Source organism: Thomasclavelia ramosa DSM 1402 (assembly GCF_014131695.1).
In the GTDB taxonomy this organism is placed as follows: domain Bacteria; phylum Bacillota_I; class Bacilli_A; order Erysipelotrichales; family Coprobacillaceae; genus Thomasclavelia; species Thomasclavelia ramosa.
Genome location: NZ_CP036346.1, coordinates 381,492 through 407,644, shown reverse-complemented (window position 1 = coordinate 407,644; position 26,153 = coordinate 381,492). Strand labels below are relative to the sequence as shown.

29 protein-coding genes, 2 riboswitches and 1 other annotated feature are annotated in these 26,153 nt (G+C 30.8%); of the genes, 5 read left to right on the top strand and 24 right to left on the bottom strand.

Going from position 1 to position 26,153, the window contains the following annotated elements; all coding sequences use genetic code 11:
• Positions 1 to 290: 290 nt before the first annotated feature.
• Positions 291 to 425 carry a hypothetical protein gene (locus tag EYR00_RS15715; RefSeq protein WP_003539243.1) on the bottom strand — a complete coding sequence of 45 codons (135 nt, stop codon included), beginning with the start codon at positions 423 to 425 and terminating at the stop codon, positions 291 to 293.
• A 193-nt stretch (positions 426 to 618) separates the two neighbouring features.
• Complete coding sequence (locus EYR00_RS01885) at positions 619 to 828, bottom strand: hypothetical protein (RefSeq protein WP_003539247.1); 210 nt, start codon at positions 826 to 828, stop codon at positions 619 to 621.
• A gap of 276 nt (positions 829 to 1,104) precedes the next feature.
• Here EYR00_RS01885 and EYR00_RS01880 point away from each other — a divergent pair, with 276 nt between their 5' ends.
• Positions 1,105 to 2,634, top strand: a complete 1,530-nt coding sequence (locus EYR00_RS01880) for a helix-turn-helix domain-containing protein (protein ID WP_003539248.1) — start codon at positions 1,105 to 1,107, stop codon at positions 2,632 to 2,634.
• 220 nt (positions 2,635 to 2,854) lie between these two features.
• Here the strand turns inward: EYR00_RS01880 and EYR00_RS01875 are convergent, their stop codons facing one another.
• Positions 2,855 to 4,225, bottom strand: coding sequence for an alanine/glycine:cation symporter family protein (locus EYR00_RS01875; RefSeq protein ID WP_003539250.1), 1,371 nt, complete (start codon positions 4,223 to 4,225; stop codon positions 2,855 to 2,857).
• A gap of 59 nt (positions 4,226 to 4,284) precedes the next feature.
• A riboswitch (glycine riboswitch) is annotated at positions 4,285 to 4,364 on the bottom strand.
• Positions 4,365 to 4,366: 2 nt separating this feature from the next.
• A riboswitch (glycine riboswitch) is annotated at positions 4,367 to 4,441 on the bottom strand.
• Positions 4,442 to 4,549: 108 nt separating this feature from the next.
• Between EYR00_RS01875 and EYR00_RS01870 the strand changes: the two genes are divergently transcribed.
• On the top strand, positions 4,550 to 4,975 hold the full coding sequence (locus EYR00_RS01870) for a VanZ family protein (RefSeq protein WP_003539253.1): 426 nt from the start codon (positions 4,550 to 4,552) through the stop codon (positions 4,973 to 4,975).
• A 20-nt stretch (positions 4,976 to 4,995) separates the two neighbouring features.
• Here the strand turns inward: EYR00_RS01870 and EYR00_RS01865 are convergent, their stop codons facing one another.
• Positions 4,996 to 5,295: a hypothetical protein gene (locus EYR00_RS01865; protein ID WP_003539255.1), complete on the bottom strand. Its 300-nt coding sequence runs from the start codon at positions 5,293 to 5,295 to the stop codon at positions 4,996 to 4,998.
• 100 nt (positions 5,296 to 5,395) lie between these two features.
• Here EYR00_RS01865 and EYR00_RS01860 point away from each other — a divergent pair, with 100 nt between their 5' ends.
• Positions 5,396 to 5,824 (top strand): hypothetical protein, encoded by a 429-nt coding sequence (locus tag EYR00_RS01860; RefSeq protein WP_003539257.1) that lies wholly within the window; start codon positions 5,396 to 5,398, stop codon positions 5,822 to 5,824.
• Positions 5,825 to 5,933: 109 nt separating this feature from the next.
• Here the strand turns inward: EYR00_RS01860 and EYR00_RS01855 are convergent, their stop codons facing one another.
• From EYR00_RS01855 to EYR00_RS01780, 16 genes are all read right to left on the bottom strand, one after another.
• The gene (locus EYR00_RS01855) at positions 5,934 to 6,575 is read right to left on the bottom strand and encodes a YczE/YyaS/YitT family protein (protein WP_003539259.1); all 642 of its coding nucleotides are present in this window, start codon (positions 6,573 to 6,575) and stop codon (positions 5,934 to 5,936) included.
• A gap of 111 nt (positions 6,576 to 6,686) precedes the next feature.
• Entirely contained in the window at positions 6,687 to 7,472 is a 786-nt protein-coding gene (gene phnX, locus EYR00_RS01850) for a phosphonoacetaldehyde hydrolase (protein ID WP_003539261.1), read from the bottom strand.
• Complete coding sequence (locus EYR00_RS01845) at positions 7,472 to 8,566, bottom strand: 2-aminoethylphosphonate--pyruvate transaminase (protein WP_003539263.1); 1,095 nt, start codon at positions 8,564 to 8,566, stop codon at positions 7,472 to 7,474. Before EYR00_RS01845 ends, phnX begins: the two co-directional genes overlap by 1 nt.
• 9 nt (positions 8,567 to 8,575) lie before the next feature.
• Complete coding sequence (locus tag EYR00_RS01840) at positions 8,576 to 9,556, bottom strand: extracellular solute-binding protein (protein ID WP_003539264.1); 981 nt, start codon at positions 9,554 to 9,556, stop codon at positions 8,576 to 8,578.
• Positions 9,553 to 11,184 (bottom strand): ABC transporter permease subunit, encoded by a 1,632-nt coding sequence (locus tag EYR00_RS01835; RefSeq protein ID WP_003539265.1) that lies wholly within the window; start codon positions 11,182 to 11,184, stop codon positions 9,553 to 9,555. Before EYR00_RS01835 ends, EYR00_RS01840 begins: the two co-directional genes overlap by 4 nt.
• A gap of 4 nt (positions 11,185 to 11,188) precedes the next feature.
• Complete coding sequence (locus EYR00_RS01830) at positions 11,189 to 11,938, bottom strand: ABC transporter ATP-binding protein (RefSeq protein ID WP_003539266.1); 750 nt, start codon at positions 11,936 to 11,938, stop codon at positions 11,189 to 11,191.
• Between the two features lie 124 nt (positions 11,939 to 12,062).
• Positions 12,063 to 12,929, bottom strand: coding sequence for a MurR/RpiR family transcriptional regulator (locus EYR00_RS01825; RefSeq protein ID WP_003539267.1), 867 nt, complete (start codon positions 12,927 to 12,929; stop codon positions 12,063 to 12,065).
• 163 nt (positions 12,930 to 13,092) lie between these two features.
• On the bottom strand, positions 13,093 to 13,650 hold the full coding sequence (locus EYR00_RS01820) for a hypothetical protein (protein WP_003539268.1): 558 nt from the start codon (positions 13,648 to 13,650) through the stop codon (positions 13,093 to 13,095).
• A gap of 147 nt (positions 13,651 to 13,797) precedes the next feature.
• Positions 13,798 to 13,983 carry a hypothetical protein gene (locus EYR00_RS01815; protein ID WP_003539269.1) on the bottom strand — a complete coding sequence of 62 codons (186 nt, stop codon included), beginning with the start codon at positions 13,981 to 13,983 and terminating at the stop codon, positions 13,798 to 13,800.
• 275 nt (positions 13,984 to 14,258) lie between these two features.
• Entirely contained in the window at positions 14,259 to 16,337 is a 2,079-nt protein-coding gene (locus EYR00_RS01810) for a glutamine synthetase III family protein (protein ID WP_009299431.1), read from the bottom strand.
• A gap of 225 nt (positions 16,338 to 16,562) precedes the next feature.
• A complete protein-coding gene (locus EYR00_RS01805; RefSeq protein ID WP_003539273.1) occupies positions 16,563 to 17,069 on the bottom strand; it encodes a PH domain-containing protein in 507 nt (168 codons plus the stop codon).
• A gap of 155 nt (positions 17,070 to 17,224) precedes the next feature.
• The gene (locus EYR00_RS01800) at positions 17,225 to 18,583 is read right to left on the bottom strand and encodes a PTS sugar transporter subunit IIC (RefSeq protein WP_182481623.1); all 1,359 of its coding nucleotides are present in this window, start codon (positions 18,581 to 18,583) and stop codon (positions 17,225 to 17,227) included.
• A 220-nt stretch (positions 18,584 to 18,803) separates the two neighbouring features.
• A complete protein-coding gene (locus EYR00_RS01795; protein WP_003534885.1) occupies positions 18,804 to 19,520 on the bottom strand; it encodes a GntR family transcriptional regulator in 717 nt (238 codons plus the stop codon).
• A 148-nt stretch (positions 19,521 to 19,668) separates the two neighbouring features.
• A complete protein-coding gene (locus EYR00_RS01790; protein ID WP_003534888.1) occupies positions 19,669 to 19,971 on the bottom strand; it encodes a PTS sugar transporter subunit IIB in 303 nt (100 codons plus the stop codon).
• A 141-nt stretch (positions 19,972 to 20,112) separates the two neighbouring features.
• Positions 20,113 to 20,664, bottom strand: coding sequence for a phosphodiesterase (yfcE, locus tag EYR00_RS01785; RefSeq protein WP_003534890.1), 552 nt, complete (start codon positions 20,662 to 20,664; stop codon positions 20,113 to 20,115).
• A complete protein-coding gene (locus EYR00_RS01780; protein WP_003534893.1) occupies positions 20,661 to 21,275 on the bottom strand; it encodes a GyrI-like domain-containing protein in 615 nt (204 codons plus the stop codon). The genes yfcE and EYR00_RS01780 overlap by 4 nt, the downstream gene beginning before the upstream one ends.
• Positions 21,276 to 21,588: 313 nt before the next feature.
• On the opposite strand from EYR00_RS01780, the gene EYR00_RS01775 reads away from it, so the two are divergent.
• Positions 21,589 to 21,873 carry a hypothetical protein gene (locus EYR00_RS01775; RefSeq protein ID WP_232254040.1) on the top strand — a complete coding sequence of 95 codons (285 nt, stop codon included), beginning with the start codon at positions 21,589 to 21,591 and terminating at the stop codon, positions 21,871 to 21,873.
• A 61-nt stretch (positions 21,874 to 21,934) separates the two neighbouring features.
• Positions 21,935 to 22,184: a binding site (T-box leader), on the top strand.
• A gap of 44 nt (positions 22,185 to 22,228) precedes the next feature.
• Positions 22,229 to 23,419, top strand: a complete 1,191-nt coding sequence (locus EYR00_RS01770; protein ID WP_003534896.1) for an aminotransferase-like domain-containing protein — start codon at positions 22,229 to 22,231, stop codon at positions 23,417 to 23,419.
• A gap of 97 nt (positions 23,420 to 23,516) precedes the next feature.
• Here EYR00_RS01770 and EYR00_RS01765 read toward each other — a convergent pair whose 3' ends face one another.
• The 4 genes from EYR00_RS01765 to EYR00_RS01750 form a co-directional block, all read right to left on the bottom strand.
• A complete protein-coding gene (locus EYR00_RS01765) occupies positions 23,517 to 23,771 on the bottom strand; it encodes a glutaredoxin domain-containing protein (protein WP_003534897.1) in 255 nt (84 codons plus the stop codon).
• 4 nt (positions 23,772 to 23,775) lie between these two features.
• The gene (locus EYR00_RS01760) at positions 23,776 to 24,258 is read right to left on the bottom strand and encodes a peptidylprolyl isomerase (protein ID WP_003534898.1); all 483 of its coding nucleotides are present in this window, start codon (positions 24,256 to 24,258) and stop codon (positions 23,776 to 23,778) included.
• Between the two features lies 1 nt (position 24,259).
• Positions 24,260 to 24,538 (bottom strand): hypothetical protein, encoded by a 279-nt coding sequence (locus EYR00_RS01755; protein WP_008792356.1) that lies wholly within the window; start codon positions 24,536 to 24,538, stop codon positions 24,260 to 24,262.
• Positions 24,539 to 24,609: 71 nt separating this feature from the next.
• Positions 24,610 to 25,920: a lipase family alpha/beta hydrolase gene (locus EYR00_RS01750; protein WP_003534900.1), complete on the bottom strand. Its 1,311-nt coding sequence runs from the start codon at positions 25,918 to 25,920 to the stop codon at positions 24,610 to 24,612.
• Positions 25,921 to 26,153 lie beyond the last annotated feature (233 nt).

Here is a 26,153-nt window from a genome sequence, read left to right as displayed (position 1 = left end):
ACTATTAATCATATATATAAATCATTTGGCACAGCTCTAATTAGAACTGCTCCAATTACAAAGTAAAACAATATATATATAATTAGTATCTTAGATAAAATACTTAATCCTTTTATCTTTCTATTTAAAATAAACTATATAAAAATCATAGCATATCTATTTTATAAAAAAGGCATAATTTTTTCACAAAACTAAAAAGAGCTGTAACATTCTAAAATAGTAAAAAAACTACTCACTAGTTACGGCTACTTCTATAAGTATATCTCCTTCTTTACTTGGCTCTATAGCTATCAATCTATTAACTTTTTTGCACAAGTGGGACATGCAACATAAAAGTAAGTACATCCGTTTTCACATTTATAATCTATTATTTTAAAACTACTAACTTCAGTATCAATGCTCTCTTTAGTTACTATCTTTTTCATTATTTTCCCGTCAAAAGAGATATAAAACAAAAACTATATCACTTTTTTATGCCTTACGTTAATATTAATCAAAAAATAATTATACGATATTTTGTTCTATTACATTAATAATATTGTATCTATTTTTTATCGTAGCAAGATAAATTTTGTAGTATATTCTTGTTTTCGTAATTTTCCTAAAATAATATATTTGCTAATTATTCAAGAACTTTTCTATATCTTCATAATTAGATATTTCTATATTAAAAACATATGAAAAAAATTTTTGCAATTCACATATATCATATTCTTTAAAATTTATTTTATGTATCTTTTGATACACTTCTTTTACTAAAAATCTTAAATCTGAAATATAATTACAACATACTAAATCAACAACATCTTTAAAAATATCTCTATGCATAATAACCTATCCCCTCAAGCTTTATTCACAAACATTTTAAATATAAATACTGAATTAAAAAATACATCAATCAAATAAACCAAAATAACTCTCCAAAATTTCAATACAATATACAAGTAAATACCTTTTTAATATCATATTAAATTTTTAATAATATTTTTTCCCAAAAATATATCCTATATCAATAAAATTTGGGAACAATTTAATCACATAATTATCATATTATATAGTTGTAAAAACTATAAATAGCTTAAGTTCTGTTGTAGGTGGTGAATTATGCTTGACTATTTTTTAGAAAACACTACAAAAAAGAAATTATATCTTTTTTCCATCTTATATTTAAAGAGAGTCACTTCTGTAAAAGAATGTAAGTATATACTTACATTTAGCAGTACCAGTATAATTTCAATAATTAACGAGTTGAATTTTGATTTCAATGGAATTGCAGAAATAAATATAACAAATTCATTGGAACTTAAATTAATTGTATACGAAGATATTACATTTTCTGATTTACTCCATGCTATATACCAAAGCTCTAATGTATTGCATTGTATCAAGTTTATGATAACCAATGAATCAAACCATTCTTTTTTGATATTTGCGGAAGATAACTATCTTGCAAAATCCAGTGCATATCGAATACGACAAAAATGTATTAAATATATCCGCAGTATCGGTTTGGATATTAAAAAAAATAAAGTTATAGGGGAAGAATACAGAATTCGATTTTTGATTGCTCTTTTATACTACAAATGCGGTATAGATTGTTGCGATATTGATGAATATTCAATAAAACTTATTAAAGAATTTATTATATCTACTAACCAGTCAATTACTTTTGAATTTCTTAATAACGCTACAAATGAATATGATTATTTTGAATGTCTAATGTCACTTTTGTGGAAAAGAAAAGACCACAATGACAATTTATCTATACCAAAGGAGCTTGAAAAATTTAAAGAGATTTTTATATACAATGATTTGAAAAAATATTTACATAATGTAATTGGGAATCAGCTTAACATAGATTTTTCAAAAAAAGACTATGATTATATGTATTTAGTTTATTTTTGTACTAATAACTTCCTTTTTGCCAACCAGTGGACAGAGGAACGTAAAGAGCACATTTATAAAATATTTCTTTCCAATCAAAAATTTTATGATTTATATATTCGTCTTAGTCATAAATATGGTAAATTTCTAGAACAATCTCACATTTTCAAAACAATTTTAATCTATTTTTTTAAGGATCATCTTTTTCAATTACAATGCCTAATTCCAAATCAGCGTCTATATATAGATACTACACCTACTACAACTTACATCACCAATAATGACGTATCAGGTATCATAAATTCATGGAAAAAGGCAAATAATATATTATATCCAACAGATAAAAGAAGTATATTCTATTTAACAACACAAATTGAATTTATATTAAGACAACTTGTTCCACCTGTAACAATCATATTGTTATCTGATTTAATGTCCGAGATAGAAATGATAAATCTTTTTCTTGAAAAAAATTTTTCCCGCAATCGAATTAATATAACTCCGTTACTTTTAAACAGTTATAATTTAGAATATCTGAACGCTGAAAAAAATAGAATAATAATCATTACTCGAGGAATTGAATATTTATTAAAATCATACAATTTCTTTCAAAATAATACTATAGTAATAATAGATTCTAGAACAACCTTATACGAGAAAGAAAAAATTTCGAATGCTATTGCCAATTATGAAGAAAAACAATTTCTAAAAATTTGTGCTGGAACAAGTCTTACTGATACAGAATATTAATGATCAACATAAGTGCAACAGTCTATTTATACAAATATTATATTATTTAAATAGCATATTTTATCTTAAACTTATTTCTTGGCAAAAACACTTAAATCAAAAAAGGACTGTAACGAATAAAAATTTTAATCTTTGACATCCCCCCTTCTAAGTGACAATTTTTTATTATTTCACTTGTCTACCTAGAAGGAAGCATATCATTTAATCCGTTACAGCCCCTTTAATCATATACTAATTCATCTTGATTTATAACCTCTTCATCAGTAAAATATGCTTGAGTTTGTACTATGACCTCTTTTCTTAATCCAATTAAACCAATTAAATTAGGGATAGCCATACAACCATTAACAATATCTGCGAGAATAAAAATAAATTCTAATGACATAAAAGGACCAATTGCAATAAAGACAATATAAATAAATTTATAATATGGAATCGCTTTTAAACCTTTTAAATAATACATACATCTCTCACCATAATAATTCCAACCAATTATAGTAGTAAATGCAAAGAAAATTAATCCAATATTAACAATATACTTCCCAATCATAGGAATAAATAAACCATTACTAAATGCTTGTGTAGTCATTGCGGCACCTTCTAAACCACTAGTATGGCTATTAGTAAGTAAAATTGCAATTCCTGTCATGGTACAAATAACAACTGTATCAATAAACGTTCCAGTCATTGATACCAATCCTTGTTCTACACATGAATCAGTTTTTGCTGCAGCAGCGGCAATTGGTGCACTTCCAAGACCACTTTCATTTGAAAAAATTCCTCTACTAATTCCTTTTTGCATTGCCATTGTCATAGTAATACCTATACCACCACCAAGAGCTGCTTGAGGATTAAATGCACTATGAACCACTAATACAACTGTCTGCGGGATTAAGTTAAAATGAGTAATTAAAATAATCACAACACCACCGATGTAAAGAATACACATCATAGGAATTACTTTTTCTGCTACATTCGCAATTCTTTTAATCCCGCCAATTGTAATAAAACCTACAGTGATCGTTAATAAAACCGCTGTAACAATTGGTGGAACATTAAACGATAACTCCATTGCATCAGAAATTGATTTAACTTGAGTAAATGTTCCAATTCCCAATAACGCCACAGCAACTCCAAAAAAAGCAAAAATCTTAGCTAACCATTTACTTCCTAAACCCCGTTCTAAATAATACATTGGTCCCCCTGCCATTTGATTATTTTCATCTTTGATACGGTAACGAATTGCTAATAAGCCTTCAGCATATTTTGTAGCCATTCCAAAAAAAGCTGATACCCACATCCAAAATAATGCTCCTGGTCCTCCGGCCGCAATCGCGGTAGCTACTCCAACAATATTTCCTGTCCCGATCGTAGAAGATAGTGCTGTACAAAGAGCCTGAAAACTTGATACATCACCTTCATCATTATCCTGTTTTTTAAAAATACACGAAAACGCTAATTTCAATTTCGTTAATTGCAACAGTTTTAGCTTACATGTGAAATAAATTCCAGTTCCCAACAATAGACAAATAAGCGGTAAGCCCCATACAAGCTCATCAATTTTTGTAAGTAAATTTGTAATAAATTGCATAAAAAAACTCCTTCTTAAAATAATTAAGTCGGAATTAATAATGAAAAAAACTATTCATCCCACTGTCCTTTTACCTGAGAGTTTCACCTATAAATAGGCTTGCTCCTTCGGTGCTTAATTTAATAAGTCTCTCCAGAGGTTCGTCCAATAGCGATCCTTTTACCTGAAATCTTTAATTCTTCGGTGTTCAATTAGAATCTCTTTCGCCATTATCATCCGATATATACACTAAGATTATACGCTAATTGTATACAATTGCAAATATTTTTTATTTTTGCAATAAAGTATTTGTAAAAACGACATTTCTCTTCTATAATAACAATTATGAAAAAATTAAAATATTTTATTCCTGCCCTAATTTGGATGATCTTTATTTTTATAATGTCACACACTAATGGTAATGACTCTTCAAATCAAAGTAATTTTATTGCTGAAATAATTTTAAAAGTTATTAATATTGATCGTGATACATTAACTTTTATAATTAGAAAAGCCGCTCATATGAGTGAATATGCAATCTTATTACTCTTACTTTATTATGCACTAAGTAACGTTATATCTAAGCATACTTTATCATTATCATTATTAGTCACATTTATTTATGCTTGTAGTGATGAATTTCATCAATTGTTTATTCCAGGGCGCAGTGGACAATTTAAAGATGTTCTAATTGACACTTCTGGTGCCTTGATCATGCTTATGATCATCTTTTTATGGCAAAGAAAAAAGAAGTCTAAACTAATCAAATAACTTTACTTAAGTTATTTTGATTAATCATTAGACTTCTTTTCATTTTGCAGTTTTTCAATACTTTCTTTTAACTTATCAATGGCATCATTAAGTACATCAAGATCATTTTGATGATCATCGTTGTCATCATCACTCGGTGGCGTTGAGCGTTCTTCTAAGACAGCTGACCAAGAAGAGTTTGAGGCTAAAATATCACCTACAACATTAAACCATGCTCCCAAAGCAGCTTGCTCACTCGTAGTAAAATCATTTGTCAATAGATATCCTAAGATCACTGCAGTTCCAGTAAAACTATACGGATCAAGATTGGGTATATACATGGTTCACCTCTCCCATATTTTAATATATGCTAAATAAAAAAAAAACTTAGGCTTTTGCATATTTAATATTTCGCTGCACACACTATTATTGGGTGAAAAAATGAATGATAATGTAAAATTATTAAACTTTATTTATCAAAACTCGCAAATGGGAGTTGAAACGATTGAGCAATTAGAAAAAATCGTTGAAGATAAAGACTTTAAAAGATATTTAAAAGAAAAATATGAAGGCTATTGTAAAATCCATAAAGATGCTAAAGAAAAGTTAAATAGTCATGGATATGACGAAAGAGGAATTGGTTCTTTTGAAAAAATTCTTACTTACTTAATGATCAATATGCAAACACTGACCGATAAATCAACTAGTCATATTGCAGAAATGATGATGATTGGAAGTACGATGGGAATCATCAATGCAATTCGTAATATAGCTGATTACAATCATGCTAAAAAAGATATTATTAAGCTCATGGAAACATTAAAAGCTTTCGAAGAAAAATCATATGGAGATTTGCAAAAATTTATTTAAATTGCTGTTAATGCAGTGCTCTCCTAAGTTCAACTTTGTGAGGGCACTACATATGAGGTATATTATTTCTAATTAAAAACAGTATTACAAATAATACTGTTTACTATCACTAATTATAATCAATTAAACCAAATTTCTTAAACACTGGTTTTTGCAATTTCATAAAAATCCCCATCATTGGACCAAATAAAAACATTCCAATAATAGTTCCCTCTCGTACTGCTAAAGGCACATCAGTAATAATTACAATTATAATTACTAATAAAATTGAAACTACGTCAACCCCTTGCCGTAAAACATGGAATTTCTTTCCAGTAACTCCGCTAACAGCCATACAAGCTCCTTCCAAAGCAAATGTAACAATATCTAGAACCATTACCATTCCTACTGCAAAAGCACTGACGATATATCCCAAAATTAATAATCCAACATTCATCCAATATGTATTAATCGTAAAATTACTGTATACTTCATACAACATGAAGTTAACAATTAGCCCTAATAAGATGCAAACAGGAATTTGTAATAGCTGGATCGGCTTAAATTTTCTTCTAAGTATTGCCACTTGAACAAAGATACATAAAAAATTACAAAACATACCAATTGTTCCTACCTCTATCCCTGTAACTAAACTCCCTGTCTGTGCCAAAGCATCCCATGCACCTACTCCAATGGCCGCTTTCAAGGTTAGAGCTGAACTACATGCAACGACCACAACGCCAAACACCAAAACTATTACCCGCTTAAACATTTTAATTAGTACCTCGCTTTTTTTGTATAGGCATTATTATAGCGGTTTCAATAATCTAGTCAACCTATTTTTTAAGCGTTTTCAAAAATAGAAAAAGGGTAATCTACCCTTTTAAAATAACTCTACTTCTTGTATGAGTGCAATTAGCTCGCTTAAGTTATTAATTACATAATCAGCACCAGCATCTAAATATGCTTCTTTAACCCGTTCAATTGCACGATTCCGTTCTTTAGGTGTTAAAGCATTAAATTCTTCTTCGTTCAATCCCAAAGTTGAACTTCCCTCAATGACACCAACTGCGATTACCCCTGCATTAACGCCTTCTTGAATATCAGAAATTGTATCACCAACTTTGATTACATTTTTTACACTGCTTATATGCAGTTCAATCATATTTTTAAAAATCATATAAGGATAAGGGCGTCCAAAGTGATTAGTAGCATCAGGTGAGTACCAGCAATCAGGTTGATACCCCTGCTCCTTGGCACTTTTTAATACTGGCTCCATCATCATATCTGTATATCCAGTAGTTGAGCCAATCTTAATTCCCAATTCTCTTAGTTTTGCCACAGTTTCTAAAACATACGGCTTAACATCTGTATGTTTTGTAATACCTGTCATTAATGATGCCTCAAATAAATCATAAATTTTATGTATATCCTGTTCATTAAATTCACGATCATATCTAGCCTTAAATGCTTCATTCAATACTGGCATTTCTAACATTGTTTTAATATGATCAATCTTCAACATCCCCATTGGTTCTCTAATTTGGTCATTAGTTGGCTCTAATCCATAATTATTAAAAGCATCTTTAAATGCTTGAACAGGAGCAAAACAACCATAATCAACTGTAGTTCCTGCCCAATCGAAAATTACTGCTTCAATTCTACTCATTATGCTACCTCCGCTAAAAAATCTTTAATAATTGAACATAAATTTAATATATCTGCTTCATAAATTTCACCAATATTACCAATTCTGAATGTTTGAGCAGTAGTTAACTTTCCTGGATAAATTGCATAACCACGTGCTTTTATATAATCATACATCTCACTAAAAGCAAATTCTTTTCCTTCAGGATAATAGAAAGTAGTAATAATTGGTCCTTGATAAGCTAAATCAACATAGCTTTTCATTCCCATTTCAGCCATTTTTTCAATTAGCAAACGATTATTATCATAATAACGTTTACTTCGAGCAGCTATTCCACCTTCTTCCAACATCTCATCTAACGCTTTTGAAAATGCCAGTACAACATGGGTTGGTGAAGTAAAACGCCATTTTCCATCTTTATCCATCGTTTCCCATTGATCATATAAATCCAATGATAAACTTCTTGCTTTACCTCGACTAGCTAGTAATAAATTTTTATTAGCAATCACAAATGAAAAACCAGGAACTCCTTGAATACACTTGTTTGCGCTACTTATAATAAAATCAATCCCTAATTTTCCTACCTCAATATCAACACCACCAAAACTACTCATAGCATCAACGATAAATACTTTATTTCTTTCTTTAACTACTTTTGCTACACTCTCAATATCATTTAAGATCCCAGATGTTGTCTCACTATGAACGATAGCAACATGAGTTATTTCTTTTTCTTCATCTAATTTTTCAGCAACAGCTACTGCACTAGGATTTTCATTTTCAGCAAACTCAATTATCTCATGATTAATTCTTGCGTGCTCACATATATCTTTCATTCTTTTTCCATAAGCACCATTAGCGACAATCAACAGTTTTTCATTTTCGCCAATTACACTTGTAATTACTGACTCTACTCCAAAAGTCCCGCTTCCTTGCATCAGTACTACAGTATATTGCTCAGCTCTTACATGAGCTAATTCTAATAATTGGTCCCTAATTTTTAAAGTAATTTTTTTATAGTCATCATCCCATGTACAATGATCAAATAACATTTCTTGCTTTACTGTTGCTGTTGTTGTTAACGGCCCTGGTGTTAATAATTTATAATCTTTCATTTTCTTCTCCTACTTACATTCTTCTGATAATTTTTGATGTTTTTCTAATAATTCGGCAGTCAATTTTTCACTAAAAGTTTTTGGATATGCTGACTTATTTGCACTATCACTAGTTTCTCCTTGGTAAAGGGGATTAGGGTAGGTTTCTAACAGCTCTTTACGTCCACTTTCAATAATACATTGTGCCATCTTCATTGCTAATTTTTGATGTTCACTACCATCTTTATTTACGACTGCAACTGATTCAGTCAAACTAAAATTTCCCTCTGTTGGGTCAACAAAATCGATTGGAAGTCCATCAGCTTTATCACGTACCGCCTGATGACGTAGACCAAAGCCAATCGCTACTTCTCCAGCTCGAACTTTTTTAATTGGGCCTGATCCTGAATCTTCGATATGTGCTCCGGCATTATCATAAATTCCTTTTAATACTTCCTTTGCTCCATCTTCGCCATATTCACTTACTAATGCCTGAATTAATAACCATGCTGTTGATGAAGATGCTATATCCGTAACTGAGATCATATCTTTGTATTCTGGCTTAGCTAAATCTTTTAAACAGGTTGGTGTTTCAAGACTATTTGCTTTTAATTCTTCAGTATTAATAATAATAGCCCCTTCTTGTGAAGTAATCGGTGTGTAATAAGATGGATATTCATCTAATGCTTGAGTATCAAAATCTAAATCAACAAACATCTTTTTTTGTTCTTGAGCACTATCAAGATAAAACGAGCTCATTGTTACTAGATCTGCCTCAATATTAGTTCCTTCAGCCAATAACTTACCTCCTAATTCAGAGGTTCCAAAAGTCTGAAATAAATACTGTCCCTCATAACCATTTTTATCTAATGCATTTTTCATTGCCGTTACAGCTTCATCATCGGCATTTGAATAAATAACAACCTGATCATTTGATGAAGAACATCCAGTTAAAAGTGAAGCACAAAGTAACGAACTAACTACTAACCCCTTTAATAATTTCTTTTTCATTTTAATGTTTTCCTTTCTCTTCTTTGCTTACTAAAGTAACTAAATACTCCTTTAGCTAATAAATTAATTAATAAAATCAAGATTGATAAAACAAAGATTTCATTAAATTTAGCAAAATGCTGTAACTCTTTGATCTTTGTCGTCATCACCATCGTCCGCGCCCCAGCAATAAAGATAACCGCACTAACAGTGACCATAGCATTAATAAAATAATAACTAAATACTTCTAAAATTGATGAAATTGCATTAGGTGTAATAACTCTAATAACCGTTTTAAACCAGCTATCACCCATCAGTTTCGCAGTTGTTTCAAATGAACCATTCATCTTTGTCAATGAGTTTTTCATCATTAAATATGGCGATGAAAAGAAATGAACGATATTACACAAAATAATGATGATATAAGTATTTTGGAGCACTGTCCCAGAGAACATTAACAAGTATGCTATCCCTAATACCATACCAGGAATAGTATTAGTAGCTAGAGCAATACTTTCAATTATCTTTTTCAAAAATTTATTTAAAGTGCTCCGGGCACTAGCCAGCGCTGCTCCATATACGACAAGTGTTCCTAGTAATGCTGTAAAGATTGCAGTGATTAATGAATTTTTTATTACCCCTAGCAATGTTGCATCACTAAAAACATTAATAACATTTTGAAAAGTAAAACTAATTCGATATGGCCACTCTCCAACAAACGGCACAATTATAATTACTATAAAGACAGCAATAATAATTACATTAATCGTTATGCTCAATGTCCCCCAAAACCAATCACGAAAACGATTCTGTTTGATTTCAATCGTAGAGATTTTATTATAACAAATATTATATTTTTCAAGCCGATGCAATAAAATAATACTGATGATTGAAGGAATCAGCATTGTCATTGCAACAACTGCCCCACCTGCAAAATTTGGAATACTTCCCAACATCTTATTGTAAAGTACACTAGCAACAACATCATACTTTCCACCCACCGATGCAGGAATCCCAAAATCTGTAAAACTTAGAAAGAATGACTGAATAAAGGCTGCAACCAAAGTTCCTAATAAAGGTCGAATCAAAGTAATCATTAATGTCCTAAATTCACTATCTTTCATTAATTTGGAAACAATAATAAATTTTTTATCAATGTAACTAATAGCGTTATTAATTAACATAAAAGCAATCGGAAAAGTATATATAACATACCCTAGCATCAATCCCTTAAAACCATATATATCAAATAATTGAAAACCAAATAACTTTGTCCACAACCCTTGTTTTCCAAACGAATAGATAATTGCAAATCCATAAGTAATGGTCGGCAACAACATTGGCAGCATCGAAACATTATTAATTATCCTTTTCAACCCTTTAAACATATTCGTATAATTTAAAGTGTAAGCAACAATAAATGCCAGTATTACTGTTACTAGAGCACTCACTCCAGAAACAACAAAACTATTTTTTAAAGCATGCATAAATCCTGTTGTTTGATAAGTTTGTAAATAATTATTTAACGTTAAACCTCCATTATTATAGAAAGATTGTATTAACAGTGACCCAATTGGTAATAACAGAAATATCCCAAAAACAGCAATAACAATTATATAAATAAACTTGATTTCTCGATTTTTATTCATTTCTTTATACCACCGGACTAAACAAAGTCATAATATTTCTTCTTTTTATTTCCAGCTGATTTAAAATGAAGTCTTGAACAAAATCACAACTTGGATGATTAATAATTTCCTCTGGTTTACCAAACTGAGATATTTTTCCTTCATTAATAATCAAAACTTGATCTGATAATGTTAATGCTTCCTCTGGATCATGAGTAACAATAATAGTAGTTAAATTGTACTCCTTAGCAATAATCTTAATTCGCTCTTTAATAGATTCCTTGATTACTCCATCCAAAGCGCTTAACGGTTCATCTAAAAGAAGAATCTTAGGTTTCATTACCATTGTTCGAGCCAATGCAACCCGTTGTTTTTGTCCTCCTGATAATTGATCAATCTTTTTATCTAAATGCTTCTCCAATCCTAACAAGTGTATCAGCTCATCTACTTCTTCTTTAGTTGAAATATCCGGTTTGTTCTTTAAACCATACGTTATATTTTCATAGGCATTTAAATTAGGAAACAAAGCATAATCTTGAAAGACAATATTAAAGCCTCTTTTTTCCATTGGAACATAAGTTAAATCCTCATTTTCAAAAATAATTCGTCCACTATCAACCTCACTAATTCCTAAAATAAGATTTAATAAAGTAGTTTTCCCACTTCCTGAAGGTCCTAAAATTGAAACAATTTGCCCCTTAGGTATCTCCAAACTAAGATTATTTAAAATATTTATACCATCAAATGACTTAACGATCCTTTCTAGTTTTAACATTCTTTTTCCTCCTCGAACAACTGCATTATAGCTAACTAAATAAATTTCTATCTATTCTTTTTTCTTTAAAACTTGGTTAAGAAAGCGTTAATAAAAAGAGGTGGTAGATGTAGAAAAACTACATTCACAGCTCCTCTTTTTGATATCCACGATGTTTAATTAATCTACTATAGTGATCTAGTTTTTTAGTGTAATTATCATAATCACTGATAATCACACCCATATAGATCATATCGACTAATGCAATTTGAGCAGTTCGTGAAAAAATTGCATCTCCATACAAAAACTGATCATTACTTGTTGATAAAACAATATCACCATATCGAGTTAACATGGTATTTTCAAAATTAACAATAGCAATCGTTTGAGCTCCAGCATCTTTAGCAATCTTCAAGACTTCGACTGTATTTTTAGAATTTCCTGAATAAGATATTCCAATCGCTAAACTATCCCTTGTCAGATTACTTGCATCAATACTTTGGAGATAGTAATCACTATGACAAGTAACACTCTTTCCTAAATATATTAATTTAGTCATTAAATCATGAGCTACACCCATTGAATTCTCAACAGCATATATTGAAATATGCTGACTTTGATTAATTAAAGCTACGGTTTTTTGATAATTCACTAAAGAAAGAGATTTTAATGCATTTTCCAGCATCGATGTTGCTGTAGCTACAATTTTACCTGGAAGATCCATAATTTTATCATCGGCGTTTATTGAAAAACCATATAAAATATCTATATTATTTTCTTTATCATAATTTTTAGCTAACTCTAATTTAAATTGTTTGAAACTGTCATAGCCTATCGCTTTAACAAAACGCATTACAGTTGGCTGCGATACAGCAACTTCTTTGGCCAATAACGTCATTGATAAATCTTCTAGCTTTCCACAATAATTTAATATATAATCAGCTACCTTTTTTTCTGATGGACGTAAAATATTGTATATTGTTTTTATCCTAAAATTCACTTTGCTTAGCATATTCTCTCCTGTAGTATTTCTACTTTATTTTCTCTTTTTATTTATTTTTAGTATAAGCAATATTAAAAAAAGCTACTATCATGCTAGCTTTTTTTATCTAAAGAAAAAGTAATTTTTTTGTTAAGAAAAGAAAAAACCAGATTTTTATCTGGTTTTTAGATTACTAAGGAATAATTATTCCTCGCGGGTTATCAAGATTATATTCTTTAGCGAGCTTAGGAAAATGATTATCAAGGTATTTTTCTAATGCTGTATCATCCAAACCTTTAGTAAGAATGTCTTTTATTTTTAAGGGATCATTAATTGTAATTCCTTTACTTGATAATATCTCTATGATAGAAACAATATTTTTTAAACTATAAGCCTCAATCATTATTTTTTCATCATCTAAAATGATATCTAGATCCACATAATAATTAAGATGTTGTCCGACTGCTAAGGTACTACCATAAGTCCACCTTTTAATTATTAATTTTTCAAGATTAGACTCCACAATTCCTGGATTATATAAGCGTGAACACATCGATACGTTAATCTCTTTGATTTCATCGAATGTAATCTTTCTAATTTTATTATCAAGTCTTAAGATTAATTCTTCCCCAATCAAAAGATACTCCTCTTGTTGATCACCTAGCTGGTCAACATACACATTTAATCGAACACGTTCACTTTCCTCATAATTAATAACTCGACTAATTTTGTTCAGAACATCGTGTTTCATTATTATCCCCCCTTTACACTTTTATTAAACACTATGGTCTAAAACAATAGTCAAGAAATTCTATTCAAATATTTATTAATTCAATAAATACTAATTTTATAAAACGCTATTTAGTATCGAATATATATACTCCATAGATTCTTTTAATTAATGTTTTCTTTTCATCGAAACTAGAATTGCTAGACTAGGTACTAAGACCAATCTATATATAATAATATCATCACCTGTAGCAATTAATCTTTTGATCGTTGAAATAGCATTTTTAGCAGGATCTATCGTTTTTAGCATAAGTAAACCAAATTGGGAAAGCTTTAATACTTTCAATCTGTTCATCAGTAATTACACTATCTTCATACACTTCGCAAATTGGGAAAGCTATGGCAAAATAATCTGAGTGTTTTAAAATCATTTCCATTGTCATATAATTACCATTTGAACAGCCTCAAATAATAATTCACTAACATGCTCCAAATAACTCATCAGCATAAATAGAATTACCAACTTGATAATTATTATTGCCTCCATCCTCATTGTTGAACTTTGTAGCACTAAAATATATTATATAGATAAAAAAATCCTTTGAGATATAAATCCCAAAGGAAATATTATTAAATTCCAAATAATAAATCTAAATATGTTGGCATTGGCCAATATTCAGCATCAATAGATTCTTCAAGCTGATCAACTGTTTCTCTCAATGCTTGCATCATTGCAAAAACATCATCGCGCCATGCAACTGCCTGTTCAAAAATTTCTTCTTCAGAAGCTTGAGCTGCAGCAATATTAGTTTCTAAAGTTGTCATTTGTTCTTTCATTGTCTTCACTAATTTAGCTAAAGCATTAGCATCATCAACTAAGAAATCAACATCTAAACCTGCTTCCTTAGCAGCAATCACTTCAGAAGATACTTTTGATAAATAATCACAAACTGCTGGATAAATTTGAGATTTGGCCATTTTTAACGCTGTTAACCCCTCAACCTGAATAGTTTTAATATAGTTTTCTAGTAATATCTCATAACGAGATCCTAATTCAACTCTACTATAAACCCCTAAACGATCTAACATCTCTAAATTCTTTTCTTCTTTCAAACATTTTAAAGCATCAACAGTATTTTTATTATTAGGAAGTCCACGTTTTGCTGCTTCTTCTTCCCATTCTGCTGAATATCCATCGCCATTAAAAATAATTCGTTTATGAGCTAAAACAAATTCTTTAACTACATCTTCAAATGATTTGCCTGATTCAATTTCATCAGCCATTTTTTCCATTGCGTCAGCTAAAATTGCATTTAAAATAGTATTTGGTCCAGCAACAGATTGGCTTGAACCAACTGCTCTAAATTCAAACTTATTTCCAGTAAACGCAAATGGTGATGTACGATTACGGTCTGTATTGTCTTTTGAGAAAGTTGGTACTACTGATACTCCAGTGGCAAAACGTGCCGCATCAGATTTGCTAGTTTTCTTACCTTCACAAATTTCTGCTAAAAGAGCATCTAACTCTTCCCCTAAGAACATAGAAATAATTGCAGGTGGTGCTTCATTTGCTCCTAAACGGTGATCGTTTCCAGCGCTGGCAATACTCATCCGTAATAAATCAGCATAATCATCAACAGCTTTAATCGTACATGCAAGCGTTGCAATAAATGGTTTATTTTCAGCAGGATTAGCACCTGGATTGAATAAATTAATACCTGTATTAGTAATGACTGACCAGTTATCATGTTTACCAGAACCATTTACCCCAGCAAATGGCTTTTCATGTAATAAGCAGCGTAAACCATGCTTTTTAGCAATATCTTGCATAATTTGCATTAATAAATGGTTATTATCAGTAGTAATATTTACTTTTGAATATACGCATGCTACTTCATGTTGTGCCGGTGCAACTTCATTATGTTTTGTTTTTGAAGGAATTCCATATTTCCATAATTCATGATCTAAATCTTTCATAAAGGCAGACACTTTACGTTTAAGACTACCAAAGTAATGATCTTCTAATTCTTGTCCTTTCGGCGCCATTGCCCCAAATAGAGTACGTCCAGTTAACTTTAAATCCATTCTTTCTTGGTAATATTTATCATCAACTAAGAAATATTCTTGTTCAGCCCCAACAGATGCAGTAACTTTAGTAATTCCTTTTTCACCAAGCAAAGGCAATAATCGACATGCAGCTTTAGATAATGCATCACAAGATCGTAACAACGGTGTCTTTTTATCTAATGCTTCTCCAGTATATGAACAAAACAAAGTTGGAATATATAAAGATCCATCTTTAACAAATGCCGGTGATGTACAATCCCATGCAGTATAGCCTCTCGCTTCAAATGTTGCTCGTAATCCTCCAGACGGGAAAGACGATGCATCAGGTTCACCTTTTCTTAATGTTTTTCCACTAAATTCTAATACTGCTTTACAACCGTCAGGTTCCAAAAAAGCATCATGTTTTTCAGCTGTCAAACCAGTCATTGGCATAAACCAATGGGTAAAATGTGTTGCACCATTTTCTAATGCCCAGATTTTCATTGCATTAGCAATTACTGTTGCGCATTCTTTAGATAATTCTTCACCATTATCTAAAGACTCATGGAATGCCTTGTAAATAGATTTAGGAATCCGTTCTTTCATTACATCATCACTAAATGCCAAGCATCCGTAATCTTCTAATAACTTATTCATTTCCATTCTAAGTTCCCCCTTGTTAGTTTCTAAACAACACATAACCATACACTTAATATATGTTTATATGCCGTTATTATACAGTTACTTTATTTAGGTGTCAATATCTATATGATATTTTTTTATCATTTTGTTAATTCTTTATTAAAATGATAAATTATTTATAACTGTTTACTTAAAGATACTTATTACAACTAAGTAATATTCCATTTTTACAAAAGAAAAAGATGCTTATTCAGCATCCATATTTGCTTTTTTAGCTTCTTCTTTCAAAGCTCTTTTGCGTTTCTTTTCATATGATCTATGAGTAGCTGCATATTCAGTACATTGCACATGAATTCTTTTATTAGCAGCTACAATCGCTTCAATAAATCCCATTCTATCTTTTGGTGTTACAACAAATCTTTTTTTATTTTCAGCATAAATTTCTAATGCCCGTGGACTAGTTATAAGTTTTGTCATCTTTGGTACAGGATCACAAATTGTTTCACATGTCATAATATTAATTTCTTTATCTTTACCAACACGGCGATTAATTATCAATGTTCTACGATTAATTGTATATTTATATGGTCGCCATAAAGAAAAATATGCAATAATTAATAATCCACAAATAGCACACACTATCGCAGGTACCATTTGTCCAATTATAAATAAATAAACTACATATACCATATAAAAGATTTCAAAGTATAGTATTGCGGGATTCAATTTAATTTTAAACTCTTTTTCTTTCATAATAACCTCTCTTTTTCCTCAACTTCATCATTATAACGTATCTTAAATACTATAACAATTATAAATTATCAATCATTGATAACTTATAGTTACTATATTATTAAATAAAGAAAGACGGGAAACCCGTCTTTCGATTATCAAACAAGTTTGTTGAATTATTCTGCAGCTTCTGCAGCTTGTTTGTTTTGATATCTTTCATAAGCAATTAAGAATGGTACGTATACTAAGATAGATACTACGATTGCAATTGCTTGAGATACAGCACCCATGATATTAGCTCCTGTAGTTAAGAAACCATGTAAGATAGGTGGTGTTGTCCAAGGTGTATTGATTACAGCTTTTGGACAGAATCCAATTACAGTTAAGATATAACCTACTGCTAAAGTAGCAATTGGTGCGAATACAAATGGAATACCTAAGATTGGGTTTAATACCATTGGGATACCAAATGTAACTGTTTCATTGATGTTGAATAAACCTGGTACTAATGAGATACCTGCGATTGTACGGTTATCTTCACGTTTTGAGAAAATCATGATTGCGATTACTAAACCGATTGTAACCCCAGAACCACCAAATTCACCGAACATTTGTAACCATGCCATTGCGAAAATGTGTAATTCATCGCTTTTTGCATCATTTGTTTTAGAGAATGTTTCGATATTTTCTAACATTAATGGTGTAAATAATGCTTCTTTTACTGCAGATAACATGTTGTTACCATGAATACCTACTAACCAGAATAACATGATAATGATGTAAATGATAATTACACCAGGAACTGTAGCACCGATAGCACCTAAAGGTCCTTGGATGTAAGTTGAAATTACGTCATTTAAATATAATCCAGTAGCTAATTCACATCCACGTCCAATTAACGCAATGATTGCTAAAGTAATTACAGCTGGAATTAAAACTTCGAATGCACGAGCAACACCTGGAGGTACTGTTTCAGGCATTTTTAATTTTAATCCTTCTACTTTACGTAATGCACAGAAGATTTCTACTGAAACAACCCCAACGATCATCCCTGTAAATAAACCTGTTGCTCCTAAAGCACCACCAGCAACACCTGTAAATGTTTGTAATGCTCCATCAGCTGTTAATGATAAAGTTTGTTTAGCAGTATCTACTAATGCATAGTTAGCCCATCCACTTTGAGTTACTGATAACCAACAAGCAAGTCCTAATAAACCTGCGAAGTATCCAGTTTCACCATTTGATTCCCCGATTTCTTGAGCGATACCAAAAGTGATTCCAACTGTGATACAAGAAATTGTTGCGAATTGCATTGCTGCAAACGCTGGGTTAATTACTTCTAAAGCCATGATAGGTTCCCAGAACATACCTAACCCTGAATCTGCATTAACTAATACGTTACACCATAAAACCCCGATCGCACCTGCGATAGTCAAAGGCATGAATGTTTGGAACGAATTCTTAATTGCAGATAAATACTTGTTTTGCCCACACCACGCACCAACGCGGCCAAGGACATCTGCCATTTTGTCCATATTTTTTTCCTCCCTTAAAATATCTATTGACACTATTAGTATAAAATTTAAACTGGTAAAAGTCAATGCTTTTTACTTTCAAAAGTACCATACTTTTAAAAATAAAACCGGTATTGTCCTAAAAAACGTTGGTATATAGCCATTTTTCACTAAACCGCTTACAAAAAATTTTTTTATAATTTTTTACAAAAAAATAAAAACGCTTACAAAAATAAGCGCTTTACATTGCTACAGTAACAGTTTGGAGCTCAAAATCATTGTAATGGAAACGTGAAAATGAGTATTCAAAGATCACACCACTACTCAAATAAGCTACTTGTTCAACTTCAAAATATGGCTCTGTTTCTTTTAAACCTAGATAATCCTGTTCAAGCTGTGATGACAAATGACCACGAACAGTTTTATGAGCACTTTGAATTTTTAGCTTTAAATCATTTTCAATATACTGATAAATTGATGTCTTCAAATGATCAACCTTTAAATTAGGAATAATTGAGATTGGCATATAAATTATTTCTAATGAATACGGCTTATCATCTAGTTTGCGGAATCTAATGATATGATACACAAACGAACCCTCTTCTATTTGCAATTTTTTCGATATCGTCTCATCACTTGGAATAACTTCGAAAGCAATAATCTCACTATCAATTTTCTTTATCCCCGCAAAACGTTCTGTTAATCCTTTGGTAAAATAATTAGATTTATTAGGACTCTCCATCGAAGGATTATAATCTTTAACAAAGGTTCCAGCCCCTCGACGTCTTACAATCAATCCTTCTTTAACTAAAATATCTAGTGCTTTTTTCATTGTTTCTTTATTACAATGGTACGTTACACACAATACATATTCATACGGGAGTTTTTGTCCATAGGTGTATTTCTCTTCTATTATCTTGGATCTAATATCATCAGCAATATCGATGTATTTTACCATGGCTACCCCTCCTCTATCTAGCTCTCTTTAAAAATACCATACTTTTAATAAATTTGCACGGACTTTTTTTAGATATAAAAAACCATTAAATTAAATGTATATTTTTCTCAAAATGAAAAAGCCTCTTATCGAGACTTTTTCACTATTATTATTTTGCATCAATAACTTTAATAGCTGCTTCTAATACTTTTTCTCCATTCATCATTCCATAATCTCTCATTTCAATTACTTCAATTGGAGTTTCTGTTTTAGTTCTAAGACCTTTTAATTCATGACGTACTTGTGGACCTAACATCACCACATCCCAATCATCCATCTTAGATAATGCATCGGTAATTGGCAATGCGATAATTTCTGCTTCGATTCCTTTTTCAGTTGCGGCCTTTTCCATCCGTTGAACAAGCATACTAGTAGACATTCCCGCATTACATACTAATAGTATCTTATACATCTTATTTCCTCCTTTCCTTTAACGTCCTTCTATATTATATATTATAACACTTTAATCTTTTTATTCGAATAATATGATAACTATTTACTAAGACAATTTATTACAAATATTTTTTACTCCCAAGAATATAAAAAATCGCAATTATTGCGATTTTCTAAAATCAATCTTTTTAACTACCGTTTGATCAAAATCTTTAATCATAAAAGTATCCTTTTCATAAATACCATAGCTATTCTTTCCCTCTTTAGGCAAAGAAATCGACGAAGGATTAATAATATAGATACCATTAATTTCCTTAGCAACCGGTTTATGAATATGACCATACACAAAAATATCACCATCATTCAAGCCTGGTAAATTATCCTCATCAAATAAATGACCATGCGTTAAAAAGAAATGATGTCCATCTACATCAACAGTTGCAAAATCACTACGGATCGGAAAATCCAAAACCATTTGATCAACTTCAGCATCACAATTCCCACGAACTGCGATAATATCTTTCTTGTAAGCATTCAATAGCGAAATAACTTTTTTAGGAGCATATTCTTCAGGTAAATCATTACGAGGCCCATGATATAAAATATCTCCTAAAATAATTAGTTTATCTGCTTTTTCCTGCTTATATGTATCAATTGCTTTTTGAGCATACAAAGATGAACCGTGAATATCAGAAATAAACATTAATTTCATAGAAAAACCTCCTCTACTGGATATCGTACAATTGTCTTCAAATCTTCTGGCGCTACTTTTTCAGGTTTATTTAAATATATCTCATGATGAAAACCACTTAACTTAAGATTCGCCACCGTTATGTATTCCATGATCTGTTTAGTTGAATTGATTTCCGTATTATAAGGTCCAATGTGCAGCATTTGAATACATTTACCTTCTTCAAACTCTTTAAGATATACGTCTAATGCTAAACAATTACCCGTTTTCGTCAACACTTCATTCTTCACTTCTTCAAGAATATGATCAGTTAAAATCGGTGGCTGTGGCATCATTAGTGTATATTTAATCATTTTTTTACGTGTAACATCAAAATGGCTATTATCATAGGTGTCCCAAATACCTTCTAACTTTGAACCACTAAATACAATCTCTTGCTGACAATAATATTCTTTTAAAGCCTTATTAAATTCAAATAATAATTTTGATTTATTTTTAAATTCCGGCACTGTCGGATTCCCAATTCCATCTATTGCAATATATTTGATCATCGGAATAGTTAAACTACTTATCTTTTTAGTTGTTGCTCGATATAATTTTGGATATTCTTTTTTTATATCAAATTTTGCCATTACATCATCTCCCTGCTCTAACTATTATATTACTTTTAAAAAAAATTACTATCGAAAATTAGAAAGAACACATTAAGGTGTTAGTAGACAAAAAATAATTACGATATACTATATTTAAAGAAATACATTAAAAACAAATGCAAAAAGTATAAATCTTTATATAATAATACAAAAGATAACTTTCATATAATATTATTGTTTTTCTCATAATTTGATTTATCTAGTATCAATAATATCGAAAAAGAAAAAGATATAATAAATCAAATATTTTATATTATATCAAATAATATGTTAAAAAATTAATGCAGCTTTGTTGTCCATAATAGTTCTAATGGGGATCGTTGTTCCATTATCAAAACCAAATGTTTACGCAAATGATAATATTTGCCCAGCCGCTATTGAAAATAATAATTATTCATCTACTAGAGAAACAATATATTATAATGGTAATGATTTTTCAAGTAGATATAAAGTTTTAAAAAATGGTAAAAAATATTATATGAAAATATTAGATATTTGGGAAATTGTTATTAACTCAAAAGGATATTTATGCAATTCATTTATGATAAGATTTCAAAAAAGACATAGTTATCAATGATAAAAAACAATTGACATTTCTTTAAAATAGGACTATTATGAGTAAAAATAAACATCCAAGTACAAATGCAATGACAGGGAAGAGTAAATAATTATGGAGTTTTAGAGAAAAGATGGCTGGTGAAAATCTTTACAACATAATTATTGAAGGTAGCCTTCGAGCAGTGAATCGAACAAGGAAACTTAAGTAGACTTCAACGTATTTCCTACGTTATCAGGATAGTGTATCGAGTATTTAACTCCGTACATGAAGCAAGAGCCAAAGAAATTTGGAAATTAGGTGGTACCACGGATAATCTATTCGCCCTAGCATAAGTGCTTAGGGTTTTTATTTTATCTAAAGGAGGAAATTTAAAATGAAAACATTTAATTATTCAACTCGCTCTACCCGACCCGATTTTCAAGGAGATTTTTTAGACATGATGCTACAAGCGACTAACAAGCCTAATTTGATTTCTTTCGCCGGTGGATTACCTAATCCCATCTCTTTTCCCACTCAGGAAATGGCAGCAGCCACACAAAAAGTACTTGATCAGCATGGTACAATCGCTATGCAGTATAGTATTCCAGAAGGATATTTACCCTTACGTCAATTTATTGCACATCAATATTTGAAACAAGGAATTGATATTAGTGCCAATGATATTATTATCACTAACGGTTCCCAACAAGCACTCGATATTTTATCGGCAGTACTGATCGATGAAGGTGATAAAATTCTTATTGAAAAACCTAGTTACCTAGCTGCACTCCAAGTATTTCATCTCTATAATCCAAAAATCAACTCGGTTACTTTAAATCATCACGGAATTGACCTACAGGAATTAACAGCATATCTTGAACAAAAACCAAAATTCTTTTATGCTATCCCGACTTTTCAAAACCCTACCGGTTTAACTTATGACAATGAAACCCGAATTGCTCTAGCAAATTTGCTTAAAAAAACTAACACTATCTTTATTGAGGACAACCCTTATGGTGATCTTCGTTTTAACGATGAAACATTTTTACCTATTTATCCCTTGCTAAAAGATCAAACGATACTGCTCGGAACTTTCTCAAAAACAGTTTCTCCAGGTATGAGAATAGGCTGGATTGCTTGTTCAAACTCTTATTTAAAGCAAAAGCTCTTAGCCTATAAACAAATCGTTGATCTTCATACTAATATTTTTGGGCAAATGGTCCTTCATCAATATCTTTGTGATAACAGTCTTGAACAACACCTTGAAAAAATAAAAAAACTTTATAAAGAACAAGCGGAACAAATGATAACTAGTATTCAAAAGTATTTCCCTGCTGAAGTTAAACATACAATTCCCCAAGGCGGAATGTTCTTATGGGTCACATTACCCCAAAAACTAACTGCTGTCGCTCTAGCAAATGAAGCAATCAAACATGACATCGCAATTGCTGCTGGTGATCCTTTCTATGAAGAAGAACGAAACGTTTCAACTCTACGATTAAATTATACTAATTGTGATCTAAAAACAATTGATCAAGGTATTAAAATACTTGGTCAAATTATTAAAAATCTCTTAGCCTCTTGAGCGAGGCTTTTTGTCTATATTACAATAAAACATCAAATAGTAATAAGATTCTTTGATTACTCATACACTATATTAAATTTAAAATAAAAAGGACAAACTAATGTCCTAAATATTGATCAAATATTTTTTTCAAACCATCTTTGCTGGCAACACCTTCATGTAACTTAGTATTCCCATCAAACAAAGCTGGAACATAATAATAATCATACTGATCTGCTAATTCACTATTGATTTGCTCATCAATCAATTCAATTTCAATTTGATTATATTCTGGGTTTTCATCTTGCAATTCTTTAATCCAGCGCCGTGCATTACGACAATGAGGACAATTTTCTAAAATAAATAATTTCATTTCCTTATCCTCTTTTAATAGTTTTAATTACGATTGGCTGATTAGGGCAATCTTGTATATTTCTAGGAGCATTAGCAATTTGATCAACAACCTCTAATCCTTCCGTGATTTTCCCAAAAGCCGCATAGTCACCATCAAGATGAGGAGCATCAGCATGCATGATAAAAAATTGTGATGATGCTGAATCAGGAACCATTGTTCTAGCCATTGATAATACACCACGAGTATGTAATAAATCATTAGCTACTCCATTACTTCTAAATTCACCTTTAATACTGTCAGCCTCATGATGGTTGAAATCTTTATCATATCCTCCACCTTGAATCATAAATCCTGGGATAACACGATGGAATATTAACCCTGCAAAAAAATCTTGATCAATTAATTTTAAAAAGTTTTCCACACTAATTGGAGCAATTTCAGGATATAACTCACCTTTCATCACTCCGCCATCTTCCATTTCAATAATAATATTTACTGTTTCCATTCTATTCTCCTTTATCTACTATTCTTGCTTCAATTATTTCATTAGCAACTTTTTTATCTTTTCTTTTTTTATTAAAGATCAATCCTGCAATCAGTAAGATTGCTAAAATTACAAGAACCCAAATAATTGAACTAACTAATTTAAATTGATAAGCTGTTGCTACAATCAAACATAAATTAATTATCTCAAAAGTCCCTGATAATTTCCGTCTTCCATTAACCAAAAAATTAAGGGCTAAAGCTGTACAAACAAACATCCCTATTACTAAAGCGACTTCCATAAATAACCCTCCTTCATCCTTTCTTATCATATCATGATTTTGACTTCCAGAGCAACTATCGTGTCTCCAGACTAATAACCATGTACTTTGAGCATATTAACTAATTGAACATAAAATTCCCGAACATCAAACTCAGCAATATTCTCACGATTTAAATCTATCATATCACCATGCGATATTCCTCTTTTCGTATTTGTTGTTAAAAAAGTATAATCACAACCCCAAGGAAATGAGTTTTCAGCCACTAATCCATCATTAGGCCCATCAAAATACTTCACTAAATGATGCGAAAAATTAAGCGGAAAGCGACCTCCTGAAGCAACATTTAGTTTCGAACCAACACTTTGATAAAATACTTCTGCCACATCAGGAACATCCGCATTGAACTTTTGACACGTTGAAGCAGTTAAATCATTGACCGCAGCAATAAAATCTGGATTCTCGTCCCCAAATTTCTTAAGGGCTGTATTATATCCCTGAGCCACTTTTTGTTTAATTTTTTCAGGGATTTTTTCCAATAAATAATCTGCAAATATGCATCCTCGATGTGGAGTATTGATCGTAGTAAGTGATGCCACATATGGCGCAATATTCAGCTTTGCAATCGCATAACGACAATCTAAACCACCTTTAGAATGTGCAATAATATTTAACTTTTCACACCCGCTTTCCTGTACAATTTCTTTGATTCGCTTTGCTAACTCATCGCCACTAGCAATAACACTAGCTGCTGACTGATGATTACCATAATAAATGACCGCTCCATTTTGTTCTAGTTCCTCGGGAATTCGTCCCCAATAATTAAAATATTTAAAATCTCTAAAAAACACTCCATGAACCAACAGCAATGGATATTTTGTTTTACACAGCTGTTGTTCTTTTCTAACTCCATTTAAAATAGTTTTTTCATTTTCAAATATAATTTCATCATCAGCAATTTTAATAAGCTTTCTTAAAATAATCAAATTAACAAGTGGAAACCATCCCCAAACAACCCCGATTATGCGCCATTTAGCTCCTAATTGGTTAGCCGTTAAATAAATTCTAATAATGCCATTCCAAAAAACAACAGCCTCAACTATTATTACCACTAATAGATTAGTTAACCATGCGCCAATATCTACTTTAAAAAATGAATAAAGCATATAAACAATTGTCATTATTAAAGATATTAAAAATATTTTTAATAATTCACACCCTGCTTTACATATGCGATATCGTTTCAAAAGAGGTCTAGGATAAGGGACATATGGTATTGCATTAATAACTATAAAAATCCCCACTAATAAACCAATTAACAATACGTTTGAAAAACCTAATAACAACCTATTTGCCAACACAAAAACTATTGTTGCTGATACCAGTCTTATTATATATTTCATAATTTTTCCTTATCTCTTATATTTTTACTTATTATACTGCCAAATTATCATTAGTACAATTATGAACAAAAAGGTTTATTTAAAATGTCATTCATTGAAATCTTAACTTATTGATTTATATAATAAATTTTATAAATCAATAAAACTATCTATTCTCCCGTCAGATTTCGTCTATCAATCATGTATTTATATACAAAAAAGCGATTAATCTTAACGACTAATCGCTTGATATC